Genomic DNA, 25,142 nt, shown 5'->3' with positions numbered 1-25,142 from the left:
GATGGAAAATGTGCAATGCCAATGTGGCCATACGAATCCTCCAGGCACGAAGCTTTGTGAGTCGTGCGGGCGCTCTTTGACTGAAAAAGATCAAAACAGCAAGCTAGTGGATATGCGCTACGAAGGAACGGCTAGACGTTCGCAAACCTATAACAAATCCATCATCGACAAAATCTGGAACTTCTTTTCAAGCGTGAAAGTGGGCGTCAGTATTATTGTTATTTTGCTGGTGGCTGCAGCCATTGGGACAATTCTGCCGCAGCAAGCTTTTGTTCCAGCGAGTACCGAAGCAACGATTAAAGCTTATTATGCCGATACGTACGGCAGTGTTGGACGCGTCTATCATGCGCTTGGGTTCCATGACTTGTACAGTTCCTATTGGTTTATCACATTAGTGGGAATGTTGGCCATTTCGTTGGTAATTGCGAGCTTAGACCGGTTCGTTCCGCTTTATAAATCGTTGAAAAACCAGCGGGTTCTGCGCCATCCGAGCTTTATGGACAAGCAGCGCATTTATGGCAGTGGCGCTGGCTCAGAAGATACACTGGAAAAAGCAGAAACTAAATTAAAGGAATTGAAATACAAGGTGCGCACGGATAAAAGTGGATTGTTGGCTGAAAAAGGCCGTTTTTCCAGATGGGGCCCCTATGTCAATCACATCGGCTTAATCATCTTCCTTTTCGGCGTCATGCTGCGGATGATGCCCGGATTTTATGTCGATGAAAGCCTATGGCTGCGTGAAGGCGAAACGAGAGCGATTCCTGAAGTGCCGGGCTATTACCTGGAAAACAAAAACTTTAAATTGGAAACGTATACGGGTGAAGGGGAAGACGCGAAGTTCGGGGAAGCAATCGACCGGGTGGGAACGGTCGTGAAGAACTACCAAACAGATATCGTTCTTTATCAAGAGCCGGAAGCTAGTCTGCCCGGTGCAACCGATAACTTGGAAGTCGTCCAAGAATACCCAATCCGCGTCAACCAGCCGTTGAAGTTCGATGGCTATGCCGTGTATCAAATGGATTATAAACTGAATGAATTAAAGGCGATGACGTTCGCGTTGACGAACAAAGAAACGGAAGAATCACTGGGGGAATTGACAATCGACTTGATTAACCCGGATGAACTGTACGAATTGGAGACGGGATCAACAGTGGAGCTGCTTGGTTATTACCCAGATTTCTCTGGTTTTGAAGATGGAGAACCGCAAACTGCGACCCCTTTGCCAAACAATCCCGGCTTCCTGGTGGAACTGACTACCCCGGAAACACCGGAAGGGGAAACAAGCTTTATCACCATCCAGAATACGGTGGAACCACTCGGTGAAAATCAATACAAATTAACCTTTCAGAATGCGGATACGCGTAATGTCTCCGGTTTAACGGTTCGCAAAGACAGCACCTTGCCGATTCTTGGCCTTGGTGGTTTGATTTTCATGATCGGTGTCGCGCAAGGGATGTACTTTAACCACCGTCGTTTTTGGATTCAGCAGAAGGCTGATGGCACGCTTCTGCTTGCTGGCCATACCAATAAAAACTGGTTCGGCTTGAAGAAAGATCTGGATCGAGTGGTTGAATCTGCAAAATTGCCTGCTTACACAGATCAGCAGGATGAAATCGATAAAAAAGAGAAAGCGGAAAAGGAAGGTGAGTCTTCGTCATGACATTAACCGAGATTAGCTCGAATTTACTGTACGCTGCATTCTTTGCTTACCTGATTGCCACTTTCGTTTTTGGTGGAGCTGTTAAAGGTAATAAGAAAGGAACGTTCAACTCGGAACAGCGTTGGGGAAAAGTAGCGATTACCATCACCGTGATCGGCTTTCTTGCACACTTAAGCTATTTTTTTACCCGGTGGATTGTATCGGGACATGCACCTCTCAGCAATATGTTTGAATTTACGACAGCGTTCGGTATGACGCTTGTAGGAGGATTCATCATTCTTTATGTCCTCTATAAAACACCCGTTTTAGGAATGGTTGTATTGCCGGTTGCCTTGTTGATTATTGCGTATGCAAGCATGTTTCCAAATGAAATCAGTCCCTTGATTCCCGCACTTCAAACAAACTGGCTGGCGATTCACGTCAGCACGGTTGTCATTGCGGAAGGGATCTTGGCCATGAGTGCGGCAGCAGGGTTGATTTACTTGCTTAAAGTGGTTGATTTGTCGAAAAAGTCAAAGCAGCGATTTTGGCTGGAAGGAATTCTGTATTTTTTGGTGTTAGTCGTAGGTTTTGTTATTTCAAGTTCTTACTTCACCCTAACAAATTATGAAAACACCTTTCAGTATGTCAACAAAGATGATCAGGAAGCCACGATTATTTATAACATGCCCCCTATTTTCGGTATGAATGAATCGGTTCCATTAACAGAGGATGCCATGACACCACTCGTCGAAACCCCAGCGTTAGTAGATGCTAGTAAACTGACGACTGTCACGTGGTCTTTGTTAGTTGGAACTGTTCTATATGTCCTAATTAGATTGATTACCCGCAGGAGAATATCGCAACTTATTCAACCACTAATGAAAAATGTCAATCTTCAACTGATGGATGAAATTAATTACCGTGCAGTGATTATCGGCTTTCCATTATTTACTCTAGGCGCGCTAGTCTTCGCCATGATTTGGGCCCAAATCACCTGGTCCCGTTTCTGGGGCTGGGACCCGAAAGAGGTCTGGGCGTTGGTTACTTGGTTATTTTATGCGGCCTATCTGCATTTACGTCTCGGCAAAGGCTGGCAAGGTGAAAAATCAGCCTGGTTGGGTGTAATCGGTTTTGCGATTATCATGTTCAATTTAATAGTTGTCAACTTGATTATTGCGGGACTGCATTCATACGCGTAAAAAAGGCGCCTCTAGGGCGCTTTTTTTACTGTTAGCTTTAATTTATGAACGACTCTGGACGCGACTCAACCAAGTTTCGTTGGCTTACGGGCAGCTTGTCAAAACATCTTCATTTTCTGTTCATTCGCTGCTTAATTATGCGATTTTTTCTTTTGTTTCAGAAACTCTAACCAAAACTAGCCACAATACAGAAAACTGAGGTGGAAAATATGTTCAGGAAATTAGTGATTTTATTATTCGTCGTATTTTTCATGGTGCTGATTATTTTTACAGCTATCATGTTTTTGAAAAATGAAGTCGAGGTCTATTCGGATAAAGAAGTGACGTTGGCTATTGAAAAGCCTATGTTCATCAACTTAAGTGAATCGGTAACCACTGAAAAAGGCAGCGATATGACAGTTGTCTATGACATGTCTTTGCTTGGCCTGAATGTCGGAACTTACACACTTGTCGAACGGACACTGGAAAACGGGACATCGCTCATTTTCGAAAAAATTGAAAATACCGGATGGATTCCCTATGCGCTATCCTTGAACGTCAAAAATCTAGCTGAGGCCGACTTCAAGTCCTGGAACCCGGAAGCTGCGGAAAGCCTGGACGAGGAAATTTATGGCCCCGATCCGACAACAAATCCGTATGGAGTCTTCACTAGAGGAAATACAGAAATTTTGCTGGGGAATGTCTTCGTTTCACGTAACCTGCAATTGGGCAATGGGGACTGGGTACAAGAGCTTCGCCACGAAATCCCTGAATTTACTTTAGAGGAAGGTGTTTTAGCTAAAAATTACTGGTTGCCGCCAAAACATCAGAGCCAAACCTGGATGATGATCGGGCAAGAACCATTGTTCGAAACGGAAGAAGCAGAAGATGAGTGGATCACTTTTTCGCTTGAAAACCGTCTAGCCCAGTTAAACTGGCTGACGCCTGAAGGGCCATTGGTCAAACTGCAGTTGACCGATGATCCTCGTACACAACTGGCTTATGGCTATACAACTGAACGGACAGCAAACTTAAGTTTCAACGAATGGAATGAAGACTTGCCTTCTCTGTTTTTTGAATCCATGATGTTGATTTCAGAAAACGATTTACAGCGATAATCGATAAATTCGTTGAAGTTGATATTTTGCTTTAGCAAGTTTTTTAATATGTACTGATGTTACCGCTAAGCCCATAACGACATTTAATTTCCATTCATTGTGATAGCTATCAAGGTTCCAAGCAGCACCGTCGCATAGATATTCCCTTTTATAATTGGAATTCCAAATCGATTTGCAAAAACGATTAGTTTTCTTATTTTCTAGATAAGTAAAAGTTTACATATGAGAGCTTATCGGAAGTCTTTTATGCGAAGCAAAGAATTCGAATGATCAGGGACCCTTTTTTGGCCCCTGATCTTTCGCTTTTTTTTTTATAAAAACGTTAATTAGTAAGTTACAACTAAATTTTCACTTTAACTTTTTAAGTCTATTAAGAGTACACTCAAAATGAACTGATGCAAAAGCATATCTATTTTTATCAGAGAGACTTTGTCCCATTTTCTCTATTTTACTTATTTTTTATAAAAATAACATTTTCATCCAAAAAAATGTTTATTTATCAGACTATTTAAAATAAACTTATAATGTAAGAAAATAGAAAAAATGGAGGATGAAAAAATGAAGAAAAAGAATGTTTTGAAGGTTGTAGGTTCTTCAGGTTTAGCTTTATCTTTACTTTTGAGTTCTAATGCTGGTGTTTATGCTTCTAGTCCAACTGCAGAGGCTCCTACTTTGCAGGAACAACATTTAGAAAAACACAAATTGACAAAAGAAGATGTTAATCATTTAAAAAGTTTTCTAACTGAATATGGTGTAGAGGAACCAGTACAACAAAAATTGATAGCAAAGATTCGATCTGGTAAACTTTGGGACTCGCTCAATGAATCTAGTGAGATTGTAAACTCTAAAACAGTCGAAAAAGATGATGGAATAGAAACTATCGAGACATTTAATGATGGTTCGGTAAAAATAACTACCATAGATCCTGCTAAAGTAGAAGAAGGGGTAGTGAAAACAGATTCTGAAGGGGACGTAATTACACCTTTGGGTGTAACTCCTGGAACAATTAGTACTGGTACAGGATATGCTACTTATAGTAATGCAAAAGTGTACATGAAGACTGGTATTGCTGATGCACATTTCTATGCTAATTTCACCCTTCTATCTGGTAGTAGTAAAGATTATATTTCAAGTGTTCGAGGTGCGTGGGTAGGAACCTTTGGTGGAACTGCCAACAACATAAGCTTAAGTATTATTAGAAAGTATGAGACACTCGATAACCCCGCACAAGCACAGCTAAAATTTCAATATGTAGCAGCAGGAGGTACGGCAAGCTCGATAGTATATTTAACTTTGAGAGTAGCGAACAATTTGTATACAGGATATAATAATTAATCTTGTATTATAAGGAACGGTAACTGAAGGTGGCCTATTTGTGTTCGTATTCCGCACACCAGTAGGTCATTTTATTTGTGATTAAGCATTTGCTTAAAGCATTCAAAGGAATTAAAATTCATAGCACATGTTTTTTTAAAAAAAGGGGTATAAGGTAATAATTGTACTTTATTTTTGAGTTTATTCTTCATCAAAGGAAGGAGAGGAATGAATGGAATATATCGAATCGCTTTATACCAATATAGGGATTGTTTTTGTAATTGTTATTTTAGTTATTCTTGTAATTGCCTTTTTTGTTGCTAATAAAAGAAAACGAAGATAATGATAGTGAATTGAACCCTAAATGGTAGACACTTTAAAAAGTAATCCCATTTTGAACTGATCCAAAATAAGGGATATGCCAAAGGAGCAACAATTTTACTGGAGCAGCTAATTAAGAGCGACAAGTCTAAAACATCATTAGAATATTAGTCAAGCTTCTCGTTTAGCTTTTTCTCTTCAGTTAAAAAGAGAACCATATAGTATAAAGTAGTGGAGGGTAGTCTGTAATTACAGACTATCTTTTCTTATTAGCAATTTATATGTTCGCAAAATATTAATTTAACGAACAAATAGAGTAGCCATATGATAAAATATAGAGTATCAAGACAATTAGCAGCAACTCAACTGAAATCAAGCAATCATTCCTTTAATCCTCTGAAAAGCAGGTGTTGCAAAGTGAACTCATTTACTCGTGTTGACGAATTAAAAAAGCAATTAGATCAACACCGACCTCTTCCGGCTGCAGCTGTGAAGAACCTTCGCGACGTGTATCGTGTGGAATGGACCTATAATTCGAATGCCATCGAAGGCAATACCTTGTCGCTGATTGAAACCAAAGTGATCATGGAAGATGGCTTAACCATTGGTGGTAAGCGGCTTCAGGAGCATTTCGAAGTCATCAACCACGCAGAAGCCATCAGCTTTATCGAGGAACAGGTCACTCAAACTGAGCCGTTGGATGAGCGCACCTTAAAGACGATTCATCACTTGATCTTAAAGAACATCGACGATGAAAACGCCGGCAGGTATCGCTCCATCAATGTGCGAATCTCGGGCAGCCAGCACGAACCGCCGCATTTTCTGCAGGTGGCGAATGAAATGCAAGAGCTTTTCGCCTGGTATGACCAAGAAAAAGACCGTCTGCATCCGGTAGAGTTGGCTGCATTGTTTCATTTTAAGTTCGTATACATCCATCCGTTTACAGATGGCAATGGACGGACTGCGAGATTGCTGATGAACTTGATCCTCATGGGTCATGGCCTCCCTCCCGCTATCGTTAAAGCAGAAGATACGCAGCGCTTAACCTATTACAAAGTGCTGGAAACAGCGAGCGTACAAGGTAATACACAGCCTTTTCTCGAGTTGATTGCCCAGTGTGTAGAAGAAAGTTTAATGACTTATTTAAAAGCGATTCTATAGCAATTAGTTCATTAACTTTATGATTTTCTAGAAAAAGACCTTATTACCCCTATATGTTCGCTTAAATTACATTTTGCGAACATATAGAAATACATAAAAAAGGAGGCCATCATGACATGGCATTAACACCTGAAGAACTACAGGTCCTCCAACGGATTGAAAAACAACTGAAAGACATGCCCTTCTATGTTGTCGAGTATATCCGTTCTAAGAAACGGAACGGGCTTTCGGCAGATACGTTGTTGCAGTACCTCTACCGCTTCCAGCACTTTTTCCAGTGGCTGCTCCGGGAAAGCTTGGTAGAGGCTAAGGATACCGCTTCCATCCCCTATTCCGTATTGGCAGAACTCAAGAAGCAGGACGTGGAGCATTATATTGAATTCTTGAAGGAAGAATCCCTCACACATGAGCAAAATACCGTGAAAAAGCGCGGCAATGCGGTCGTCACGCTATCTGTGAATGCGCTGAAATCACTCTTTAATTACCTGACGAAGGAAACGGAAAATGAAGACGGTGAATCGTACTTCTACCGCAATGTCATGAGCAAGATTGTGTTGCATACAAAAAAAGAGACGGCCAGCCGCCGCGCACAAAAGATCAGCTCCGTCATCTTGAATGAGCATGAAATCAATGATTTCCTCCAGTTTATTGAACACGGATATGAAGCAACTCTGGCAAGTGGCCTTTCACGCCAACGGTTCACTCGGGACAAGGAACGGGATTTGGCTATCCTCTCTCTTTTCCTTGGAAGCGGCATCCGTCTTGGAGAAATGGCGCGCATTCTCGTCAAGAAAGTGAATCTTAAAAAACAATTAATCGACCTCAAGCGAAAAGGCGCGAAAGAAGATACTGTCCGGGTGATGGACCAAGCAATTCAGCACTTAAAAGAATACATAGAGATCCGGGAAGCTCGGTATACCGAATCGAAAGAAGTGCCTTTCCTGTTCGTGACGCTTTATGGAGGGACCACTCGCCCGCTCTCCCGCCGTGCCATTGAGAACCTGGTGACCAAGTATACTGCTGCTTTTGCCCAAGGAGAAGGCATGAGCCCTCACAAACTACGACACAGTTTTGCGGCTGATTTTATACGAAATGGCGGCAATATTGTCCTTCTGCGAGATCAGCTGGGTCACAGCAACATTGAAACCACTTCTCTCTATACCAATCTTTCCAATAAGGATAACGAACAGGTATTAACGCGGATGGAGACCAATCGGTTAAAGCGTGCAGATAAAGAAAAATAAGGGTTATGAAAAAGGACAGATGGCTTAGTAAGCTATCTGTCCTTTTCCACATGCACTATACTACTAAAACAAGTTTTAGTCTGGATCCATTAAAATTCCTTAAGTAGATATTTTGCGAACATATAAATTACTGATAAGAAAAGATAACTCGTAATTGCAAGCTATCCTCTCCTAATCTATACTACATGGTTTTCTTTTTAAATGAAGCGAAAAAGCTAAACGAGCAACTTAACTAATATTCTACCGGTGTTTGAGACTTGTCGCTCTTAGTTAGCTGCTCCAATAAAATTGCTGCTCCTTTTGAACTGAGGGATATGCCGGGTGCATATTTCTTGTTTTCGGAAAGTATTTCACCAGTCACCAGACAGACACCGAGCGGCTGATATTTCTTTAGTACAATTCGTCCTTTTTCTACAAAAATCTCGACCTTTTCTCTCTCATGAAATTGTAGAATTTGTCTTAATTCATGGGGGATAGCAATTCGACCCAATTTGTCCATTTTACGTACAATACCCGTATTTTTCATTAAGATTCTCTCTCTTTCTTAATTTATAGTTCCTACTTAATTCTCTTTTTCTTGTTGGGAAATAGTAAGGATTTTCAAGTTCGATGAGAGACTTCTTATATTTAGAAATGCCTCTCTCTATTCATTCTCTTGTAAGTTGCTTTTGAAACAGTACCTATAATACTTTATTTATTAAGGAATAGTTTATTAGATAATAATAGAAATAATTCCTTGATCAAAGAAAAAAATCTAAATAACGGGGAGGGAAATTAAATGAAACTGCTCTTCCTCTCCTTGTTGGTTTCACAGTTCATATTTCAGCTTCTGATAATCCGACGATATATAAACTGAAGATAAATCTGATTACTTTTCTCCATGCCAATAATAATCGCTTAAGACTTCTGCCAATGCTTCAACTGTCCGGTGAAGTTCTTCTACTGTACTATCGACTCCGCCAATTTCAACAATGACTGAGTTGGGAGACAAATTCTGATTGTAGACACCGTTCCCTTGACTGCTGTCTTTTTCAAGTATTCCTTTAGACAATCCGGGATATTGAATTTCAAGCTGTTGATGTAAATCTTCCGTGAATGCCAGATTCTTTTCGAATTCCTTGTGACCCGTACCAACAACAAATAACAGCTGTGCATAATCCTCTTCACTCAGTTCGATAGTGGTAGAATCTTTGCGTATTGAATCCCGATGTATATCTAGAAAGATTTCCAAGTCACTGTTTTCTTTTTGAGCAGCCCTCACATGTTCTCCCGAAACAGCGTAAGAACTGCCATAGTCTAATCCTCTTGAATCCAATTCTTGAACAATATCAGTAGAATTGACTGTTGTCCCTATGCCTCTTCGCTTCAAAGACTTCCCCAACATTTCCCCAACCAACGTAATATTGGCTTTTGAATGATAAGCTTCTTCTGGTTGATCTGTCTTTTTTAAATAAGGCAAAAATGTTTCTCTGCTGTGAGAGTGATAAATGTAGATGACCTCTCTACCGAAAGTCGAGTGCCCTGTGTTTAGTTTAGTTGAGGAACCTATATTTTCAAATATATCTTCGGCATTCTCTGGTGAAAGATCCCTGTCTTTAAATAGATCTTTCATAGCAGGTTGAAATTCATCTCTTGTTAGTTGCTCCGCATATAATGTGGTTCCCTCTTCCGGATTGAGAGTGCCGTTTGAAGAACCAGTTGTTCCATCTGCCGGCTTAAGGAGTTGAAAGTTAAAGTTTGATGAATTTAAATCCGATTCTGCCTGAGACTTCAGATCTTCTGGTTCAACATTTTCACGGTCTTTCCCTTCTATATTGAAGTATATAAACGTCAAAGCAATGATCAGTAAAAAAGTTGAGATAAAAAGTGTCCAATAGTATAGATCAGTTAATGCAGAAGCTTTCTTCTTGTTTTTTTTAGTATTTGTTTGACTTCTGGGCAACATGACTTAATCTCCCTTAAATTAAAATGGTATAGAAGAAAAAACAATCGGCATAGTAGAAAATGCCGATTGTTTTCAGGATTATCTAATATACTGGGCTGGATTTACAGCATTCGAACGTGCACCGTTCCAAGGCCCTACGTGAACTTCAAAGTGCAGATGGGTTCCTGTAGAACGTCCCGTATTCCCCATGCCTCCGACTTGTTGCCCTTGTGAAACAGACTGACCGACCGAGACGTTGATGGAATTCATATGTGCGTATACTGTCGCGTGAGTCTGTCCATTAATTGAATGAGTAACAATTACGACATTTCCATATCCCCCCATTACACCGGCATAGGATACAATACCTTCTGCAGCTGCCACGATAGGTGTGTCCGTTACATTAGCAATATCGTAGCCTAAATGCGTTTCAGCCCCATCCCCGATATCCCGGCCGCCAAATCCGGATGTATGCCGGCCTGCTGCCGGTCTGATAAACGGAGAGCTTGTTAAAGCAGCAGGTGCGGTATAACTAGATGCCGGCTTTTCTGCCGGTCTTGATGTACTTGAAGCACTCGTATTGTCAGTCTTTTTTGAGGCAATTGTCGCTTTGCGGTCTGTCGCCGCACGTTCTGCCTCAGCTTCCTTTTTAGCGGTTGCTTGGCGCTGTTTTTCGGCTTCAGCCGCTGCTTGACGCTGACGTTCTTCTTCGGCGGCTAATTTCCGTTGGCGTTCTTCTTCCGCTTTCCTTGCCAATTCAGCGAGACGCGTTTGCTCAGCCACGATTTGTTGTTCCAAATCAACACTGATTTCTATTTCTTCTTCAAACCGATCTTCCAGTTCGGATTTTGCACTGGCTAATCGGCTCTGTTCCGCTGTCAGCTCTTTCACTAGCCCATTTTGCTCGCTTTTTTGAGAGGCAAGTGAATTTTGAAGCTCTTGAAGCTCTGTTTGGCGTTCTCTTTGTGCGGTGAGCTTCGTTTCCACTTCGGCTTTCTGTTCAGCTAACAGCTCTTTGTCTTGCGCTTGTTGCAGCATAATTTCTCGATCTGCTTCAATTAATGTATTCACGGCAGAGAACCGGTCGATAAAATCAATAAAGCTATTAGCACCAAGCAAGACATCTATGTAATCCACCGATCCACCACTCATTTGAATGGCACGGGCACGCTCCTTAAGCAACTCTGTTCGCTCGTTAATTTTCTCTTCGAGTTCTTCAATTGATTTTTTCAACTCATCAATTTCACTTTTCGTTTGATCGATTTCTTCTTGAACTGCAGTAATTTTGAATTCAGTTTCTTTGATTTTATTATCCAGTTCCGTGATTTTCGTCATAATTCCGGTTAATTTCGTTTGATTTTCGCTGATTGCATTTGATTTTTCGTTGATTCCAGCATCTAATTCACTCTTTTTCTGTTCTGTTTCCTGCTGCTTTTTTTCAAGTTCGCTTAACGTATCTGCATTCGTTGTTGGCAAGTACATGGTGAGGGCTAACACAGTTGAGACACCGGTCACCATCCATTTCGATTTCAAGTTCACCTTCATATTCCCCTTCCGGATGTTCATTATTTAGTTGTTGCCCATTAGAAATCAAGATTTATTCTAATCGGCAACAATCATCACTCTATATATGGTAACTCATCAGTTTTTTCTTAAAGGTTTTCGTTGCTATTTATTTGTTAACACACTTCAGCTCAAAAGTTGCTTCAATTTTCAATAAATCAATTTAGCTTTCTAAAAAAATTGCAATCTAATTTGCAAGAAATAATAGCGTCTCAAAACTCTTCTTATAATAAGGGAAACTTATGGAGAAACTATCGAGACTGAATTAAATAGGTAAATTTACGTGCTTTGTGTTGGTTAAGAATGGCCGCCTCCACTATGCCTGTTTCTTAAAAGCACCTTTCAATTGTCCTGATAATTGCCATAATCACATATTATAATCTTCTGTTATTTGTTTTAACACAGCTATCTGTACGTTCTCAGAAGTGGTACTTGCAAACATCATACAGTCCATGCTTCCACTTATGAAAAAGAGCATCTTCAGCTACTACATAGCTGAAGATGCTCTTTAATGTCGGACTCTGAAAGAACTTTTGATAAAACTTGATAACTCATCTGTATGGTGTATTTTAATCGATTCTTATACTTCGTTTAAAAGCCAATAAGATCGATTAATTGAAAGTCATTTAAGGTAATCCGATCTCCGCATCCCCTGCAGGTGAAACTCAATTCAAAATCAACGGTTTCAGCAAACGTATTCTTTGTTATCCCGTCCTCTAAGATTTCTTTTCGTTCCTCGTTTGAAGTAGCCTTGCCTAATTTGTCGATAAAATCTTCTTGAAAGTTCTCAATAACCTCGTTCTTCCAGCTCACGCCTACGAGAAATTTCTGATTTACTGTTCGGATACCCACGTCTGCATCTTTGCTCTGAGGGAGAAGTTCTGCAATTGTACTGCAGTTCTCACATATGATTTGAATTTTCATTTCATCCCTCCTGAAGTTAAATAGATTCTTGAATGCAGCTTTGATAAAAATTTAAATTTCCTATACACAAAAATTTTATGCTTTTAAAAGTTTTGCATTGATGGCAACAATGATGGTGCTTAAACTCATGAATACGGCGCCAATCGCAGGACTGACCACAATTCCCCAAGGAGCCAGGACACCCGCAGCCAGTGGAATGGCAAAAATATTGTATCCAGTGGCCCACCATAAATTCTGTACCATTTTCCGATAGGTCTTTTTTGATAAGTCCATCAATGCAACCACATCGTTCGGATTGCTCCGGACAAGTATTACATCAGCCGTCTCCATGGCGACATCAGTTCCGGCCCCGATAGCGATTCCGAGATTGGCAGTGGCGAGTGCTGGTGCATCATTCACACCATCTCCGGTCATCGCCACTTTCCAGCCTTTTTCTTTGATTTTTTTGATTTGATTGGCTTTGTCATCCGGCAATACTTCTGCATAGACTTCGTCGATGCCCACTTGTCTTGCTACCCAGTCTGCCACTTTCTTATTGTCCCCGGTTAGCATGATGGAATGAATGCCTTGTTCCTTCAATGCCACAACGGCTTCTTTGGCCGTTTCACGAACCATATCGGCAAGGGCGACCATTCCAGCAAGTTCATCTTCCACCAAAACAAATACGACTGTTTTTCCTTCTTCCGATAGTTCAGTGAACTGTTGCTGATCATAGCTTAGTTTGTTGCTGTTCACATATCCGGGACTGACAACGTTAACTCTTCGGCCATCTACTTCTCCTTGAATGCCTTTTCCGGTAATCGATTCAAAATTGTTGACTCTCCCAAATGTAATCCCTTTTTCATTTGCGGAATTCACGATGCCCGCTGCAATTGGGTGTTCCGAATTCTGTTCGATAGTGGCAGCAAACCTTAAAACGTCTTCTTCTGTGTAATCACCGTTTGGCACAATATTTGTGACGCCGAACTCTCCTTTTGTTAATGTTCCTGTTTTATCAAAAACGACGGCATTCAAATTTCGGGCATCTTCGAATCCGGTCCGATTCCGGATCAATAAGCCTTTTTTTGCCGATATGGAAGTCGAAACTGCAACCACAAGCGGTGCCGCTAATCCTAATGCGTGAGGGCATGTAATAACCATAACTGTGACCATTCGTTCAACTGCAATATCCAAAGAGTAACCAAGCAGCAGCCATACAGAAAATGTTGCAAGACCTGCCACTATCGCCAGATAAAACAGCCACTTGGCTGCACGGTTCGTCAAGTCCTGTGTTCTGGATTTGGATTCCTGCGCTTCTTTGACCATCTTGATTACTTGCGATAAATAAGACTCTTCCCCGGTTTTCTCCACTTCCACAGTCAGGGAGCCTTCCTTGTTCACCGAACCGCCGATGACACTATCGCCTTCTGTTTTGTCGATGGGCATGGATTCTCCCGTCAGCATGGATTCATCTACTGTGGATTTCCCTTCCACAATGGAACCATCCACCGGAATCTTTTCACCCGGTTTCACCAGCAGCCGATCTTTATTTTTGATTTCGGATAACGGCACATCCTGCACTTGATTATTATCATCCAATTTATGTGCTTCATTCGGCATCAACTGAATTAGCTGTTCAAGTGCCTTGGAAGCACCCATGATCGAACGCATTTCAATCCAATGTCCCAGCAGCATGATGACGACCAGGGTTGCCAGTTCCCAGAACAGCTGATTGCCATCCCAACCGAATACCACCATGGTGCTGTAACCATAAGCAATCGTAATGGCCAGTGCGATTAAAGTCATCATGCCAGGATTTCTTTCTTTCAACTCCCTGATGCCACCGACTAGAAACGGCCATCCCCCATAAAAGAAAACAATGGTCGATAGGCCAAATAACAGGTACATATCATTGCCAAAGCGCCAATTAACTCCCATGAAATGCTGAATCATCGGAGATAATGCCAGAATCGGAAGCGTCAAAATCAATGAAATAAAGAACCGTTTCTTGAAATCTTCCACCATATCGCCATGCCCTTGATGTCCGTGATGGTCGTGGCTTCCTGATTCCCCATGCTGTTTCTCTTTCGTGACCGTAGATTCGTCGTGATGATGTTCTGAATGATGATGTTCCTGTTCAGTTGAATTTGAATGTTCATGAGGGCTGTCTTGACCATGATTTTTTTTCATAAAATCTCTCCTCGTCTAATATGATCAATATCCTTCTAAACCAACCTTACTTTTTCTATATTGATAGCCAAATTAACGGCTTGGCAGGAACGTTTCGAAGTAGTTACAGCAAACGATTTTAAAGCAGTTGAGGCAGTTCTGTAATTTTCAGTTTATACAATCTTTTTCGAGAAACTGTGGAGAAATCACAGAAAAATAACCCAAACTCCAGTTAATTTAATTAGAACCAGGGTTTGGGTTATCTTATTTCAGTAAATTTGTTCGTTGCAAACGCAAGGCATTCAAAACTACGGACACTGAACTGAACGCCATTGCAGCTCCTGCTACCCAAGGAGCAAGAAGCCCGATTGCTGCAATTGGGATACCGATGGTGTTATAAATAAACGCGAAAAACAGATTTTGTTTAATGTTGCGCATCGTTTTGCGACTCATGATAATCGCATCCGCTGCGCTATTCAGATCTCCGCGCATGAGCGTAATATCTGCCGCTTCAATCGCAATATCCGTCCCTGTTCCGACAGCCATGCCGATATCCGCAGTCGCCAGTGCCGGTGCATCATTAATCCCATCACCAACCATGGCCACTTTTTTCCCCTGTGCCTGCAGTTTCTTAATCTCATCGCTCTTTTCTTCCGGCAGGACTTCCGAAATGACGTTTGTAATGCCCACCTGTTTTGCCACCGCCTGCGCAGTGCGGCTATTATCGCCTGTCAGCATAATCACGTCGATTCCTAGCTTCTGCAATCGGCTGACCGCTTCTTTCGATGTCTCTTTAACCGTATCTGCCACTGCCACAACACCGACTGCTCGTTTATTCACTGCGACAAGCATCGCGGTTTTCCCTTCACTTTCCAGCTGTTCCATAAGTGTTTCTACTTCCGTAAACGCAACTTCATGCTGAGTCAACAGTTTCCGTGTACCTGCAAGCAGTTCTTTGCCATCCACGACTGCATGAATGCCGTATCCTGGCAATGCTTCAAATTCAGTGGGGTTCGAAAGCGCATGGCCTGCTTCTTTTGCACCGTTGACTATGGCTTGTGCCAGCGGATGTTCCGAAGCACTTTCTGCTGAACCAATCAACTGAAGCAGTTCAGCTTCGGGGAAACCGCCTGTAACCACAACAGCCGTTAGTGCTGGCTCTCCTTTTGTTACGGTTCCGGTTTTATCCAACACGATGGTGTCAATGGATTGTGTATTTTCCAGGTGTTCTCCACCTTTAAACAGCAAACCCATTTCTGCAGCCCGGCCAGAGCCAGCCATAATCGATGTCGGTGTTGCTAGACCGAGAGCACATGGACAAGCAATGACAAGGATAGAGATGGTTGGGATAAGTGCTGCGCGGAAATCGCCAGGTGACACGACAAAATACCAGATCAGAAATGTCACAGCCGCAATTCCGACAACGATTGGCACAAAGATGCCGGAAATTTTATCTGCTAAACGTTGGATATCCGCTTTAGAACCCTGTGCATCTTCAACGACTTTTACAATTTGAGCGAGTGCAGTATCTTTGCCAACTTTCATAGCCTGCAACTTCAGCGAGCCATTTTTGTTGATGGTTGCTCCGATGACTGTATCCCCACTTATTTTATCGACCGGCATGCTTTCCCCGGTTAGCATCGATTCATCTACTGCTGATTGTCCTTCCAACACCTGCGCATCAACCGGTATTTTTTCACCCGGCTTAACTAATAGAGTGTCGCCAGCTACCACTTGTGCAATTGGCACCTCCACTTCCATGCCATCTCGCAGGAGGCGCGCTGTTTTTGCCTGCAGCCCCAAAAGCTTTTGTATGGCTTGGCTTGTTTTTCCTTTTGCCCGGGCCTCAAATAGCTTGCCAAGTACAATCAAGGTAATGATTACAGCAGAAGCTTCATAATATAGCTCCGCCATTCCCATACTTCCCGCAGTTGCCCATTCTATCGTCAAGAAGAGACTATAGAAAAACGCAGCACTTGTTCCAAGGGCGACAAGCACATCCATGTTCGCACTTTTGTTTCGAAGCGCATTAAACGCACCCTTATAGAATTGTGCTCCGACAATGAATTGTACCGGGGCCGCTAACGCCAACTGAACCCAAGGGTTCATCAGAAACATTGGCAAATATAAAAAAGATAAAAATTCGAAATGACTAATCATTGTCCAGGCCAACGGAAGCGTCAGTACCAGTGACAGTAAAAATTTCCTCGTCTGAGAACGAATCTCCTGTTCTTTATGATCCAGCTTATTTTCGCTGTCTTGTTTTGGGATAAGGTCATACCCGAGCTTCTTGACTGTTTCCATCATGTCCGAAGGCGTGACTTGATTTGCGTCATAACTCACCGTAATTTTCTCTAAAGCAAAATTGACATTCGCGCTTGAAATACCGTCCATTTTACTGACCCTTTTTTCAATCCGGTTGGCACATGCTGCGCAAGTCATCCCTGAAACATCAAAATCCACTTTCTCTTCGACCACATTATAGCCAAGCTTTCCGACTTTCTCTTTGAACTCCTGGATATTCGTTTTATCCGGATCATATACAATTGTGGAGCGTTCCAATGCAAAATTGACGTTTGCTTTTTCAACGCCCTCGATTTTCGAAAGCCCTTTTTCAATCCGGTTCGCACACGCAGCACAAGTCATGCCGCTGATCTGCAATGTTTTTTCTTTGGTCTTCATCTTTATCCCTCCCATACTATGCCGGGGTATATTTTTTTGAAAAAGAAAGGTCACACGCGGGGTATGACCTTATCTTCTAATTACTAGATAGCTAAAAAAGTTAGACAACGGAATAGCCTTGCTCCCCAATTGCCTCTTGAATTTCATTCAATGACGTTTTGGTTTCATCATATGCAACTGCCACTTCGCCCTTGCCAAGGTCCACTTTTACACTCGAGACACCTTGGATTTCACCGACGCTTGTTTCAACTGCATTCACGCAGTGGCCACAAGACATCCCTTGTACTTTCAATGTTTCAGTCATATTTTTCACCTCCACGAGTAATATTAGTCAAACCTTACCATACCCCTTAAGGGTATATCAACTAGTATTTCTACTATTTTATTTTGTCATGGTTTTCATAACATCCATCAGCTCACTAATTGCTTCTTCGCCTTTGTTTTCTTTGATGGCTTTTGTTACACAGTGATGCGTATGATCTTCCAGTAAAGCGAGTGATACTCTATTCATGGCGGATTGGATGGCGCTTACTTGGTGTAGAATGTCCACACAGTAACGATCGTTTTCCACCATTTGATGAACACCGCGAACTTGTCCTTCAATCCGTTTCAACCGATTCAGTAGTTGTTCTTTATTGGGTTGTACTGTTGTCTTTAGCGTTTTTTCCATTGGTTCAATCCTCCTTGAATATACCCTATACCCGTATTATACGTTGTTTAAGAGTTTTCGTCAAAGTAAGGGATTCTTCCAATATATCACTCTAAAGCAGCAGTTCTTTCATTACTTTAATTTACAGTAGAGATTTTTCTTTTACTATTTTCAATTGATAAGTAGAAAAATTTAAGAATTTAGATGGTTAACCGTTTTAATCAACAATGCGTCTACATCGGTGGAACTTGAAGTTGTGCAGTTTCTATGGAGTTTCTAAATTATCGTTTAATTATAAAAGCAACGGGAACTCTAATTAGGAAGCACAAATACAAAAATGGAGGTTTTAGGAATGGCACATGAACAACATCAAGAACTTATTCAGGCCTTGCACGATTGCGCAGCGGAATGTAATCACTGTTTTGACGCTTGTCTGCAGGAAGAAGATGTCAAGATGGTGGCACAGTGTATTCGATTAGACCGGGAATGCGCCGATATCTGCGCATTTTTAGAACATGCAATCACCAGAAACTCGCCTTTTATTTCACAGCTGGCGAAAGTTTGTGCGGAAGTTTGTGAAGCTTGCGGTAACGAATGCGATAAGCATGCAGATCACCACGAACATTGTAAACGCTGTGCGGAAGCTTGTCACAGATGTGCCGAAGCGTGCAGAAATATTGCGTAATATTTTTACAAAGCCCCCGTACAAAAGATTTTTTTGTACGGGGGGCTTTGTTTTGTTACAACTAGTTATGGCATATTGATCCACTTATATCCAATACCCCAGACTGTGATAAAATGTTCGTCAATCGGAAACCCGGCTTGCCTAACTTTTTCCCTTACATTTCGAACATGCGAATCAATGGTTCTCCCTTCTGTTTTTGAATCAAACCCCCAGATTAAATCAATCAATTGCTCCCTCGGAAAGACCTTGTTCGGATTTCCCATTAAGAGCCCCATCATGGCGAATTCTTTCGGGGTTAACTTGATTGGCTCCTTTTTGAACGAAAGTTCGAACCGATCTCCTTCCCAAATCAATCCGTTTACTTCAATGAACTTCACCGGGGTTCTTCTCCGCAATAGAGCTTCCATGCGCGCGAGTAACTCTTCCTCATCAAAAGGTTTGGTAATGTAGTCATCCGCCCCCAATTTTAACCCTTTGATAACATCCTCTTGCTGCTCTCGCGCCGTCAGCATAATAATTGGCACATCTGAAAACTTCCTGATTTCTTGGCAAAGCGACCACCCATCCATTTCGGGCATCATCACATCCAATAAGATGATGTCAACGTCCTCTTCTTTCAAATAGGAGAGAGCCTCGTGCGCTCCAAGCGCTTTTTTGCAATGATAATTATGCGGTTTCAAGTACAACGCAACTAAATCCAGCATCCGTTGTTCATCGTCCACCAACAGTACTTTATAAATGAGAATTCCCCCTCTTCAATTCAATCAGAACCAGCGTCCCTTTTCCTCGTTCACTTTCGATGTGAATATGTCCCCCGTGTGATTCAACGATTTCTTTGGCAATCGCTAACCCAAGACCGCTTCCACCGAGTTGTCTGGACCTTGATTTTTCCACCCGGTACAACCGTTCGAACACAAAAGGCAAATCTTCTTCCGGTATGCCTTCTCCTTCATCACTCACGCTGATACTAATTGTTTCTTCATTTTGCATACCCTGGAGAGTCACCTTGGTCCCTTCTACAGAATGTTTTCTGGCGTTATCCAATACATTCAACAACACTTGCTGGAAACGTTCCGGATCGACAACAGCGATAATGTCCTGGTCGCACCTGACCGACAAAGAAATGTTTTTTTCATCAAAGGCTGGCCGAACCAGACCACTGACATTGTTAAAGAGCATGACCAGTGAAAAGTACTCTTTTTTTATCAAGAACTGGTTGTGATCCATCTTAGCTAATTCAAACAATTGCTGGATCAACCCGGTCAAGTGTGTCGTCTCTTCCCGGATAATACCGATATATTCTTTTTGTTCTTGCGGGGAAGTGGTTGATCGGCTCACAATATCAGCATACCCTTTGATGTAGGTAAGCGGTGTCCGCAGTTCATGCGAGATACTGGCTAAAAACTCATTCCGCGCCGTTTTTAAACGGTCCAGATCATCCGATAAGGTGGTAATCGCATTCGCCAACTCGCCCAATTCGTCCTTCCTTTCCATATTGAGTTTGACATGGTTGTTTCCTTTACTCAGTTGCTCGGTCGCTTCCTTCATTCGGATCAACGGCAGCGTAATCAATCGGGACAACACCAAAATGGTAACGATTGTAAGAAAAATGGCAACCAGCCCTATTACTAAGAACTGCTCTGTTAAATGATCGACGATCTGTTTAATATGGCTCGTTTCCGCAAACATAAAGACATGTCCTTGGTGTTCTCCGTTGATGGTAATCGGACTGTCCGTGGCAATGTACTTTTTCTCCTTCCACTGCTCTTCCACGATTCTTCCATCTGTCGGAATTTCATCAAAGTCCGTATGGTTGAGCACTTCTGCCATTTCAGATTCAATCAAGTCAGAATTCACTAGCCGGTTTCCTTCTACATCCGTAATAATTACAATGAAATCAGATGCTGATTCCATCATGCCGACATGGTTCAATGTGGTTTGTTCGAAACTGTCTTCCAAAACTTCACTATGAGTATTTCCTCTGGCTAATAAATTCTCCATCACTTCATCCACCCGGTCATTTACAAAGGTGAAATACAAAGTCAGGAACAAAATCGATTCAATGATGACGATAAAGACAAAAAACAGCAAACCGATTTTTAATGACAGTTTATTAAACATCGCAACCTCCTTTATGACCAAACCGGTTAATCGATATACAAACCACTGAAAAAACTAGTTGAATCCATAAGATTCAATAGTATATTCCATTCGCCTATATCCCCGCATTTATTGGACATTTCCTTCTTCAAGCAATGGAAGCCAGGTCTTTGTATCATCTTCTGATAAAAACGCTTGGCCTTGCAAGGTATAAAGCGCCAGTTCTTCGATGTTCTTTGGATTTTGGAAGATGAAGGCTATTCCGTCTTCTGTAAGATCCGGTAAATTCAGCATCTCCTGCACTTTAGTTTCAATTGTATACTTAATCAATGACGGGCCACTATCATAGCTTGCATAGAACAGTGAATCTTCATCGAAGAAAACAGCTGTCCCTCTCTCGTTTTGCTGAGTCACTAAGTCAAAGTTTTCTCCTCCATCTTCCGATACATAAATTCCGGTAGAAGTAGCAGCGGCAACTAAGCTGGAATCGGTTGGATGAATAGCCAGCGCAGAAACTTCACCCTCCAATCCAGCAGCATTCACTGCCTCCCAAGTTTTTCCTTCATTCATACTTTTATGGAAACCCGGTTCCAATAAGGAATTTTCCGCTGGATTCAATAGAAAGATGTCATGGCTGTTATATCCAACGGCCATGGCATGATAATCGGTTTCTCCTTCAAATGCGATGCGCTCCAAGGATTTTCCGCCATCCAAACTGCGCTGAATTCCAAGTGGGTTGGGCAAATCAGAGTCAGCACTTGGATGTCCCGACGAATAAAATCCTACGTCTACTGCATTAAACCCCATATAATCATAGAAATTATCCGATGTTTCAAACCAATCCCCTTCCCGGTAAATCTTTAAGCCGCTGTGAGAGGCAAAATACAGTCCATCATCATTTCCGGCATAGCCCATTCCGTGAACATGGCTCAATTCGCCCTCGAATGGAACTTCAAAGGCTTCATCGCCACTATTGCTACATCCTGTGATTAGTAACCCAGCCATTGTCGTAATTAACGCAAATCTTTTTTTCTTCATTTTTTATATCCTCCACTTTCTTGCTCTGTTTATTTTATCCTTTTCCAATCAGTTATCCTTAAGTTTACCTAAAAAGTTTCGACTTTCTGTGCAGATTCTTCTGACTCCTTTAGCTATTTGATTCTTTATACAACTAAATGTCATCATTCCTGCACAAGATTTGCATACTTAATGGGTAAAGTAAAAAGAGACTATAAAAGAAAGAGGGATAAACGATGATAAAAAAGAAATTCATGATGGGAACGATGTCGCTCTTAGCTGCATTTACGTTAGCTGCCTGCAACAGTGATGACGGAGGAATGAATTCCGATGAACAAATGGAAATGGATTCTAGCGAAGACATGAATATGGATTCTAATGAAGATATGGATATGGGAGGGATGAACCACTCCAGTTCTGGTGAAGTTCCTGAGGATTTAGCAGAGGCGGAAAATCCAACTTATGAAGTCGGCAGCCAAGCGATGATTGAAGCGGATCACATGGAGGGAATGAATGGAGCGGAAGCTACCATAGTCGGCGCTTTTGATACCACAGCGTATGCCGTTTCCTTTACGCCTACTACAGGGGGAGAACCGGTGGAAGATCATAAATGGGTAATCCATGAAGAACTTGAAGATGCCGGTGAAGAACCGCTCGAACCTGGTGCCGAGGCTGTCATTGCCGCAGATCATATGGAAGGCATGGATGGGGCGACTGCAGAAATTGATTCTGCCGAAGAAACAACAGTGTATATGGTCGATTTCACTCCAACTACTGGAGGAGAAGAAGTGGTTAATCATAAATGGCTGACAGAAAGTGAACTGTCTGCCGAATAAGCCAACTAAACCCTAGGTCCTTAATTAGATAAGAACCTAGGGTTTTAATTTTTAAAAGTATTATATCTGTTCGAGATTGATGAATATACTAAAACTTTTTTAAAAAAGCGTACGAGCTACTCATTGATTCATTATCTTACACAACGTACTTTAACCTCGACGGTCCCCTTTAAATCATCTTAGTATTTTATTTTCATTACAAAGAAATAAAATTTTTTTCAACCTTCTCAAATACCCTCTTCTGCACACCTTCTCCATAGGTTTTCTTTAAAATAGACGTATTCTAATAGTAATAGTGAGGTTAGACAGCAAATGAAATTACACCAACTGTTATATGGACTTGACTTAAAAAAAAAGTTAGAAAATACTTCGGCAAATTTGATAATTCAGGGACTCGCAGATAATTCGAAAGATGTTAAGGAAGGGGATCTATTTGTTGCTATTAAAGGGTTAGGCAGTGATGGTCATGATTATATAGAAAATGCGATCGCAAAAGGTGCTGCTGTAATCATAGGTGAACACCCTTCTGCCGATCTCTCCATCCCGTATATTCAAGTGACAAACAGCAGAAAAGCGCTTGGAATAATTGCTAATAATTTTTATGGTGACCCCTCAAAGGAGAAAATGATGATTGGAATTACCGGGACAAATGGGAAAACCACGACTAGTTATATTCTAAAGCATATATTGGAAAGCAACGGAAAGACTTGTTCAGTGATAGGCACGATACAAAATATTATAAATGGAGAGCGTATTCCCAGCTTCAATACAACTCCAAGTTCACTCACATTAAACAAACTCATATCTCTCAGTAACGATGAGGTCATTATCATGGAGGTATCATCTCATGGCCTGAGTCAGCATCGTATAGAGGGCGTTGCTTTTGATTATTGCTTATTTACAAACCTTCATCATGAACATCTAGATTATCATAGTTCTATGGAGGACTATTTCCAAGCTAAATTGTTGTTGTTTAAGCAGTTAAAACCAGATGGAAAAGTTATAGCTAACACAGACAATTCTTGGGGAGAAAAGTTGACAGGTGTCTTTCAAAACGAAAGAAAGCTCGTTTATCGGATTGGAAAAGCCAGTAAAAATCAACTGCGAATTATAGATTTTGACTTGCATAACTCAACCGTCTCTTTTGAAGAAAACAATGAGTTTAATGCTGCATTTTCTTCGATTTCCGGGATACACAACATGTACAACACGTTAATGGCATATGGGACAGCAAAGCTAATGGGCCTAGTCAAAGAAAGTATTCTTCAGTCGCTCTACAAATTTGAAGGAGTCGATGGCAGGTTCGAAATTTCGAAACAGACAAACGGTGCGGTCGTTGTATTTGACTATGCTCATACACCAGATGCGATTGTTCACTGCTTAACAACCGCAAAACAATGCGGTGCAAAGAGAATTATTCATATTTTTGGCTTTCGGGGAGACAGAGATTCGAGTAAGAGAGGTGAAATGCTTTCTCTTACAGCTGAATTGAGTGATCGATATATGTTAACTTTGGATGACTTAAATTCGGTGCCGATCAAAGATATGTTAGAGGCTTACACACACTTAAATGACAACTATGGAAATGAGAAAGGAAGTATCATTCTGGATCGCACCTTAGCCATTAAAAAGGCGATACAGGAAAGTCAAATGGGTGATTGGATTTTGATTACTGGGAAAGGCCATGAGAAATATCAGCAAAACTTCCAGTTGCCAACTACATCCGATCGAGAAACAATTGATTTTATTTCTAACTCAAATTAGCTAAATCCAACTTGGTTGAGCAATTTTAAATCAGACTTTTATAAAAAATTTCAAAAAACCATATGAAATATGATGAAATGGAGGAATGCCAGTTGAAACAAATTATCACGATGAGCACCGCATTGTTATTATGTATCACATTGTTTTTTATCATCGAGCCTTTGGCTGATAGATCAACTTTTGAAGAGGAAATTAAACAAATTGATTTGACTGAAGAAGAAAATACAACCACGGAAGAAAAAACATTTGGAATATATACCGATAAAATCGAAGAGTTCCCTATCCTTCCAGAACAACAGAAGAATCTTCAAAGCGAATGGCAGCAAAGCATAAAAGGAATGGAGCCAACCCAGATTGAAATTCCGTCAATCGGAGTGGACGCCGCTATAGAGCCAACAGGAATACTAGAGAACGGAGAAATGGGAGTACCAGAAGATGTAAATCAAGTGGGCTGGTTTGAACCTGGATATAAGGCAGGATCGCAAGGTCATGCGGTGCTTGCCGGACATGTCGACAGTCTGAATGGTCCAGCTGTTTTCTATGACTTGACCAAAGTAAAGATTGGAGAACTAGTAACTTTAACAGATACGGAAGGCCGGAAGATGATTTTTGAAGTGAAAGAAATTAATAGTTACCAAACAGATCAGGCTCCAATAGAGGAAATCTTCGGGAAGTCAGACAAACGGATGCTTAATTTAATTACTTGCACGGGTGATTACAGCCGAGATATTGGATCGTACGAAGAACGCCTGGTCATTTCAGCGGAGCTAATTTCTGAATCGAAGATTTCAGACGAATTACCTGAACCACCTCTAAACGTAAAAGCTTCCTAATTCAATATTACGTGGCATGCGGTTCGCGATGCTGCAATT

General features: G+C 41.5%; 21 protein-coding genes. 10 read left to right on the top strand and 11 right to left on the bottom strand.

Annotated elements, in window-relative coordinates:
• Position 1 precedes the first annotated feature (1 nt).
• The 6 genes from GJB59_RS12880 to xerS all read left to right on the top strand — a co-directional run bounded on the left by GJB59_RS12880 (position 2) and on the right by xerS (position 7,978).
• On the top strand, positions 2-1,660 hold the full coding sequence (locus GJB59_RS12880; protein ID WP_142830150.1) for a cytochrome c biogenesis ResB family protein: 1,659 nt from the start codon (positions 2-4) through the stop codon (positions 1,658-1,660).
• Positions 1,657-2,841 carry a c-type cytochrome biogenesis protein CcsB gene (ccsB, locus tag GJB59_RS12875; RefSeq protein WP_142830148.1) on the top strand — a complete coding sequence of 395 codons (1,185 nt, stop codon included), beginning with the start codon at positions 1,657-1,659 and terminating at the stop codon, positions 2,839-2,841. Before GJB59_RS12880 ends, ccsB begins: the two co-directional genes overlap by 4 nt.
• A gap of 209 nt (positions 2,842-3,050) precedes the next feature.
• The gene (locus GJB59_RS12870) at positions 3,051-3,938 is read left to right on the top strand and encodes a hypothetical protein (protein WP_142830146.1); all 888 of its coding nucleotides are present in this window, start codon (positions 3,051-3,053) and stop codon (positions 3,936-3,938) included.
• Between the two features lie 558 nt (positions 3,939-4,496).
• Positions 4,497-5,273, top strand: a complete 777-nt coding sequence (locus GJB59_RS12865) for a hypothetical protein (protein ID WP_142830144.1) — start codon at positions 4,497-4,499, stop codon at positions 5,271-5,273.
• A gap of 717 nt (positions 5,274-5,990) precedes the next feature.
• Positions 5,991-6,734, top strand: coding sequence for a Fic family protein (locus tag GJB59_RS12860; RefSeq protein ID WP_244946845.1), 744 nt, complete (start codon positions 5,991-5,993; stop codon positions 6,732-6,734).
• A gap of 116 nt (positions 6,735-6,850) precedes the next feature.
• The gene (gene xerS / locus GJB59_RS12855; protein WP_142830140.1) at positions 6,851-7,978 is read left to right on the top strand and encodes a tyrosine recombinase XerS; all 1,128 of its coding nucleotides are present in this window, start codon (positions 6,851-6,853) and stop codon (positions 7,976-7,978) included.
• Positions 7,979-8,210: 232 nt separating this feature from the next.
• On the opposite strand, the gene GJB59_RS12850 is transcribed toward xerS, so the two are convergent.
• The 8 genes from GJB59_RS12850 to GJB59_RS12815 all read right to left on the bottom strand — a co-directional run bounded on the left by GJB59_RS12850 (position 8,211) and on the right by GJB59_RS12815 (position 17,889).
• Positions 8,211-8,504 (bottom strand): AbrB/MazE/SpoVT family DNA-binding domain-containing protein, encoded by a 294-nt coding sequence (locus tag GJB59_RS12850; RefSeq protein WP_142830138.1) that lies wholly within the window; start codon positions 8,502-8,504, stop codon positions 8,211-8,213.
• 342 nt (positions 8,505-8,846) lie between these two features.
• Positions 8,847-9,923 carry a stage II sporulation protein P gene (gene spoIIP / locus GJB59_RS12845; protein ID WP_142830136.1) on the bottom strand — a complete coding sequence of 359 codons (1,077 nt, stop codon included), beginning with the start codon at positions 9,921-9,923 and terminating at the stop codon, positions 8,847-8,849.
• A 78-nt stretch (positions 9,924-10,001) separates the two neighbouring features.
• A complete protein-coding gene (locus GJB59_RS12840) occupies positions 10,002-11,441 on the bottom strand; it encodes a M23 family metallopeptidase (protein ID WP_142830134.1) in 1,440 nt (479 codons plus the stop codon).
• A gap of 615 nt (positions 11,442-12,056) precedes the next feature.
• Positions 12,057-12,389 (bottom strand): hypothetical protein, encoded by a 333-nt coding sequence (locus GJB59_RS12835; RefSeq protein WP_142830132.1) that lies wholly within the window; start codon positions 12,387-12,389, stop codon positions 12,057-12,059.
• Positions 12,390-12,464: 75 nt separating this feature from the next.
• A complete protein-coding gene (locus GJB59_RS12830; RefSeq protein ID WP_185960119.1) occupies positions 12,465-14,558 on the bottom strand; it encodes a heavy metal translocating P-type ATPase in 2,094 nt (697 codons plus the stop codon).
• 243 nt (positions 14,559-14,801) lie between these two features.
• Positions 14,802-17,219, bottom strand: coding sequence for a heavy metal translocating P-type ATPase (locus GJB59_RS12825; RefSeq protein ID WP_142830129.1), 2,418 nt, complete (start codon positions 17,217-17,219; stop codon positions 14,802-14,804).
• Between the two features lie 100 nt (positions 17,220-17,319).
• The gene (copZ, locus tag GJB59_RS12820; protein WP_142830127.1) at positions 17,320-17,523 is read right to left on the bottom strand and encodes a copper chaperone CopZ; all 204 of its coding nucleotides are present in this window, start codon (positions 17,521-17,523) and stop codon (positions 17,320-17,322) included.
• Between the two features lie 78 nt (positions 17,524-17,601).
• Complete coding sequence (locus tag GJB59_RS12815) at positions 17,602-17,889, bottom strand: metal-sensitive transcriptional regulator (RefSeq protein ID WP_142830125.1); 288 nt, start codon at positions 17,887-17,889, stop codon at positions 17,602-17,604.
• A gap of 331 nt (positions 17,890-18,220) precedes the next feature.
• Between GJB59_RS12815 and GJB59_RS12810 the strand changes: the two genes are divergently transcribed.
• Complete coding sequence (locus tag GJB59_RS12810) at positions 18,221-18,553, top strand: four-helix bundle copper-binding protein (protein ID WP_142830123.1); 333 nt, start codon at positions 18,221-18,223, stop codon at positions 18,551-18,553.
• A 65-nt stretch (positions 18,554-18,618) separates the two neighbouring features.
• Here GJB59_RS12810 and GJB59_RS12805 read toward each other — a convergent pair whose 3' ends face one another.
• The 3 genes from GJB59_RS12805 to GJB59_RS12795 form a co-directional block, all read right to left on the bottom strand.
• Positions 18,619-19,293 (bottom strand): response regulator transcription factor, encoded by a 675-nt coding sequence (locus GJB59_RS12805; RefSeq protein ID WP_185960122.1) that lies wholly within the window; start codon positions 19,291-19,293, stop codon positions 18,619-18,621.
• Complete coding sequence (locus GJB59_RS12800) at positions 19,286-20,674, bottom strand: sensor histidine kinase (RefSeq protein WP_142830118.1); 1,389 nt, start codon at positions 20,672-20,674, stop codon at positions 19,286-19,288. The genes GJB59_RS12805 and GJB59_RS12800 overlap by 8 nt, the downstream gene beginning before the upstream one ends.
• A gap of 108 nt (positions 20,675-20,782) precedes the next feature.
• Complete coding sequence (locus tag GJB59_RS12795; protein WP_185960118.1) at positions 20,783-21,691, bottom strand: F510_1955 family glycosylhydrolase; 909 nt, start codon at positions 21,689-21,691, stop codon at positions 20,783-20,785.
• 215 nt (positions 21,692-21,906) lie between these two features.
• Here GJB59_RS12795 and GJB59_RS12790 point away from each other — a divergent pair, with 215 nt between their 5' ends.
• From GJB59_RS12790 to GJB59_RS12780, 3 genes are all read left to right on the top strand, one after another.
• The gene (locus tag GJB59_RS12790) at positions 21,907-22,506 is read left to right on the top strand and encodes a YdhK family protein (protein WP_142830115.1); all 600 of its coding nucleotides are present in this window, start codon (positions 21,907-21,909) and stop codon (positions 22,504-22,506) included.
• A gap of 312 nt (positions 22,507-22,818) precedes the next feature.
• Entirely contained in the window at positions 22,819-24,270 is a 1,452-nt protein-coding gene (locus GJB59_RS12785; protein WP_142830113.1) for a UDP-N-acetylmuramoyl-L-alanyl-D-glutamate--2,6-diaminopimelate ligase, read from the top strand.
• Between the two features lie 92 nt (positions 24,271-24,362).
• Entirely contained in the window at positions 24,363-25,103 is a 741-nt protein-coding gene (locus GJB59_RS12780) for a class F sortase (RefSeq protein WP_203583273.1), read from the top strand.
• Positions 25,104-25,142 lie beyond the last annotated feature (39 nt).

The sequence above is a fragment of the Planococcus soli genome (assembly GCF_016881065.1).
Taxonomy (GTDB): domain Bacteria; phylum Bacillota; class Bacilli; order Bacillales_A; family Planococcaceae; genus Planococcus; species Planococcus soli.
This window is presented reverse-complemented; position numbering and strand designations above follow the sequence as displayed.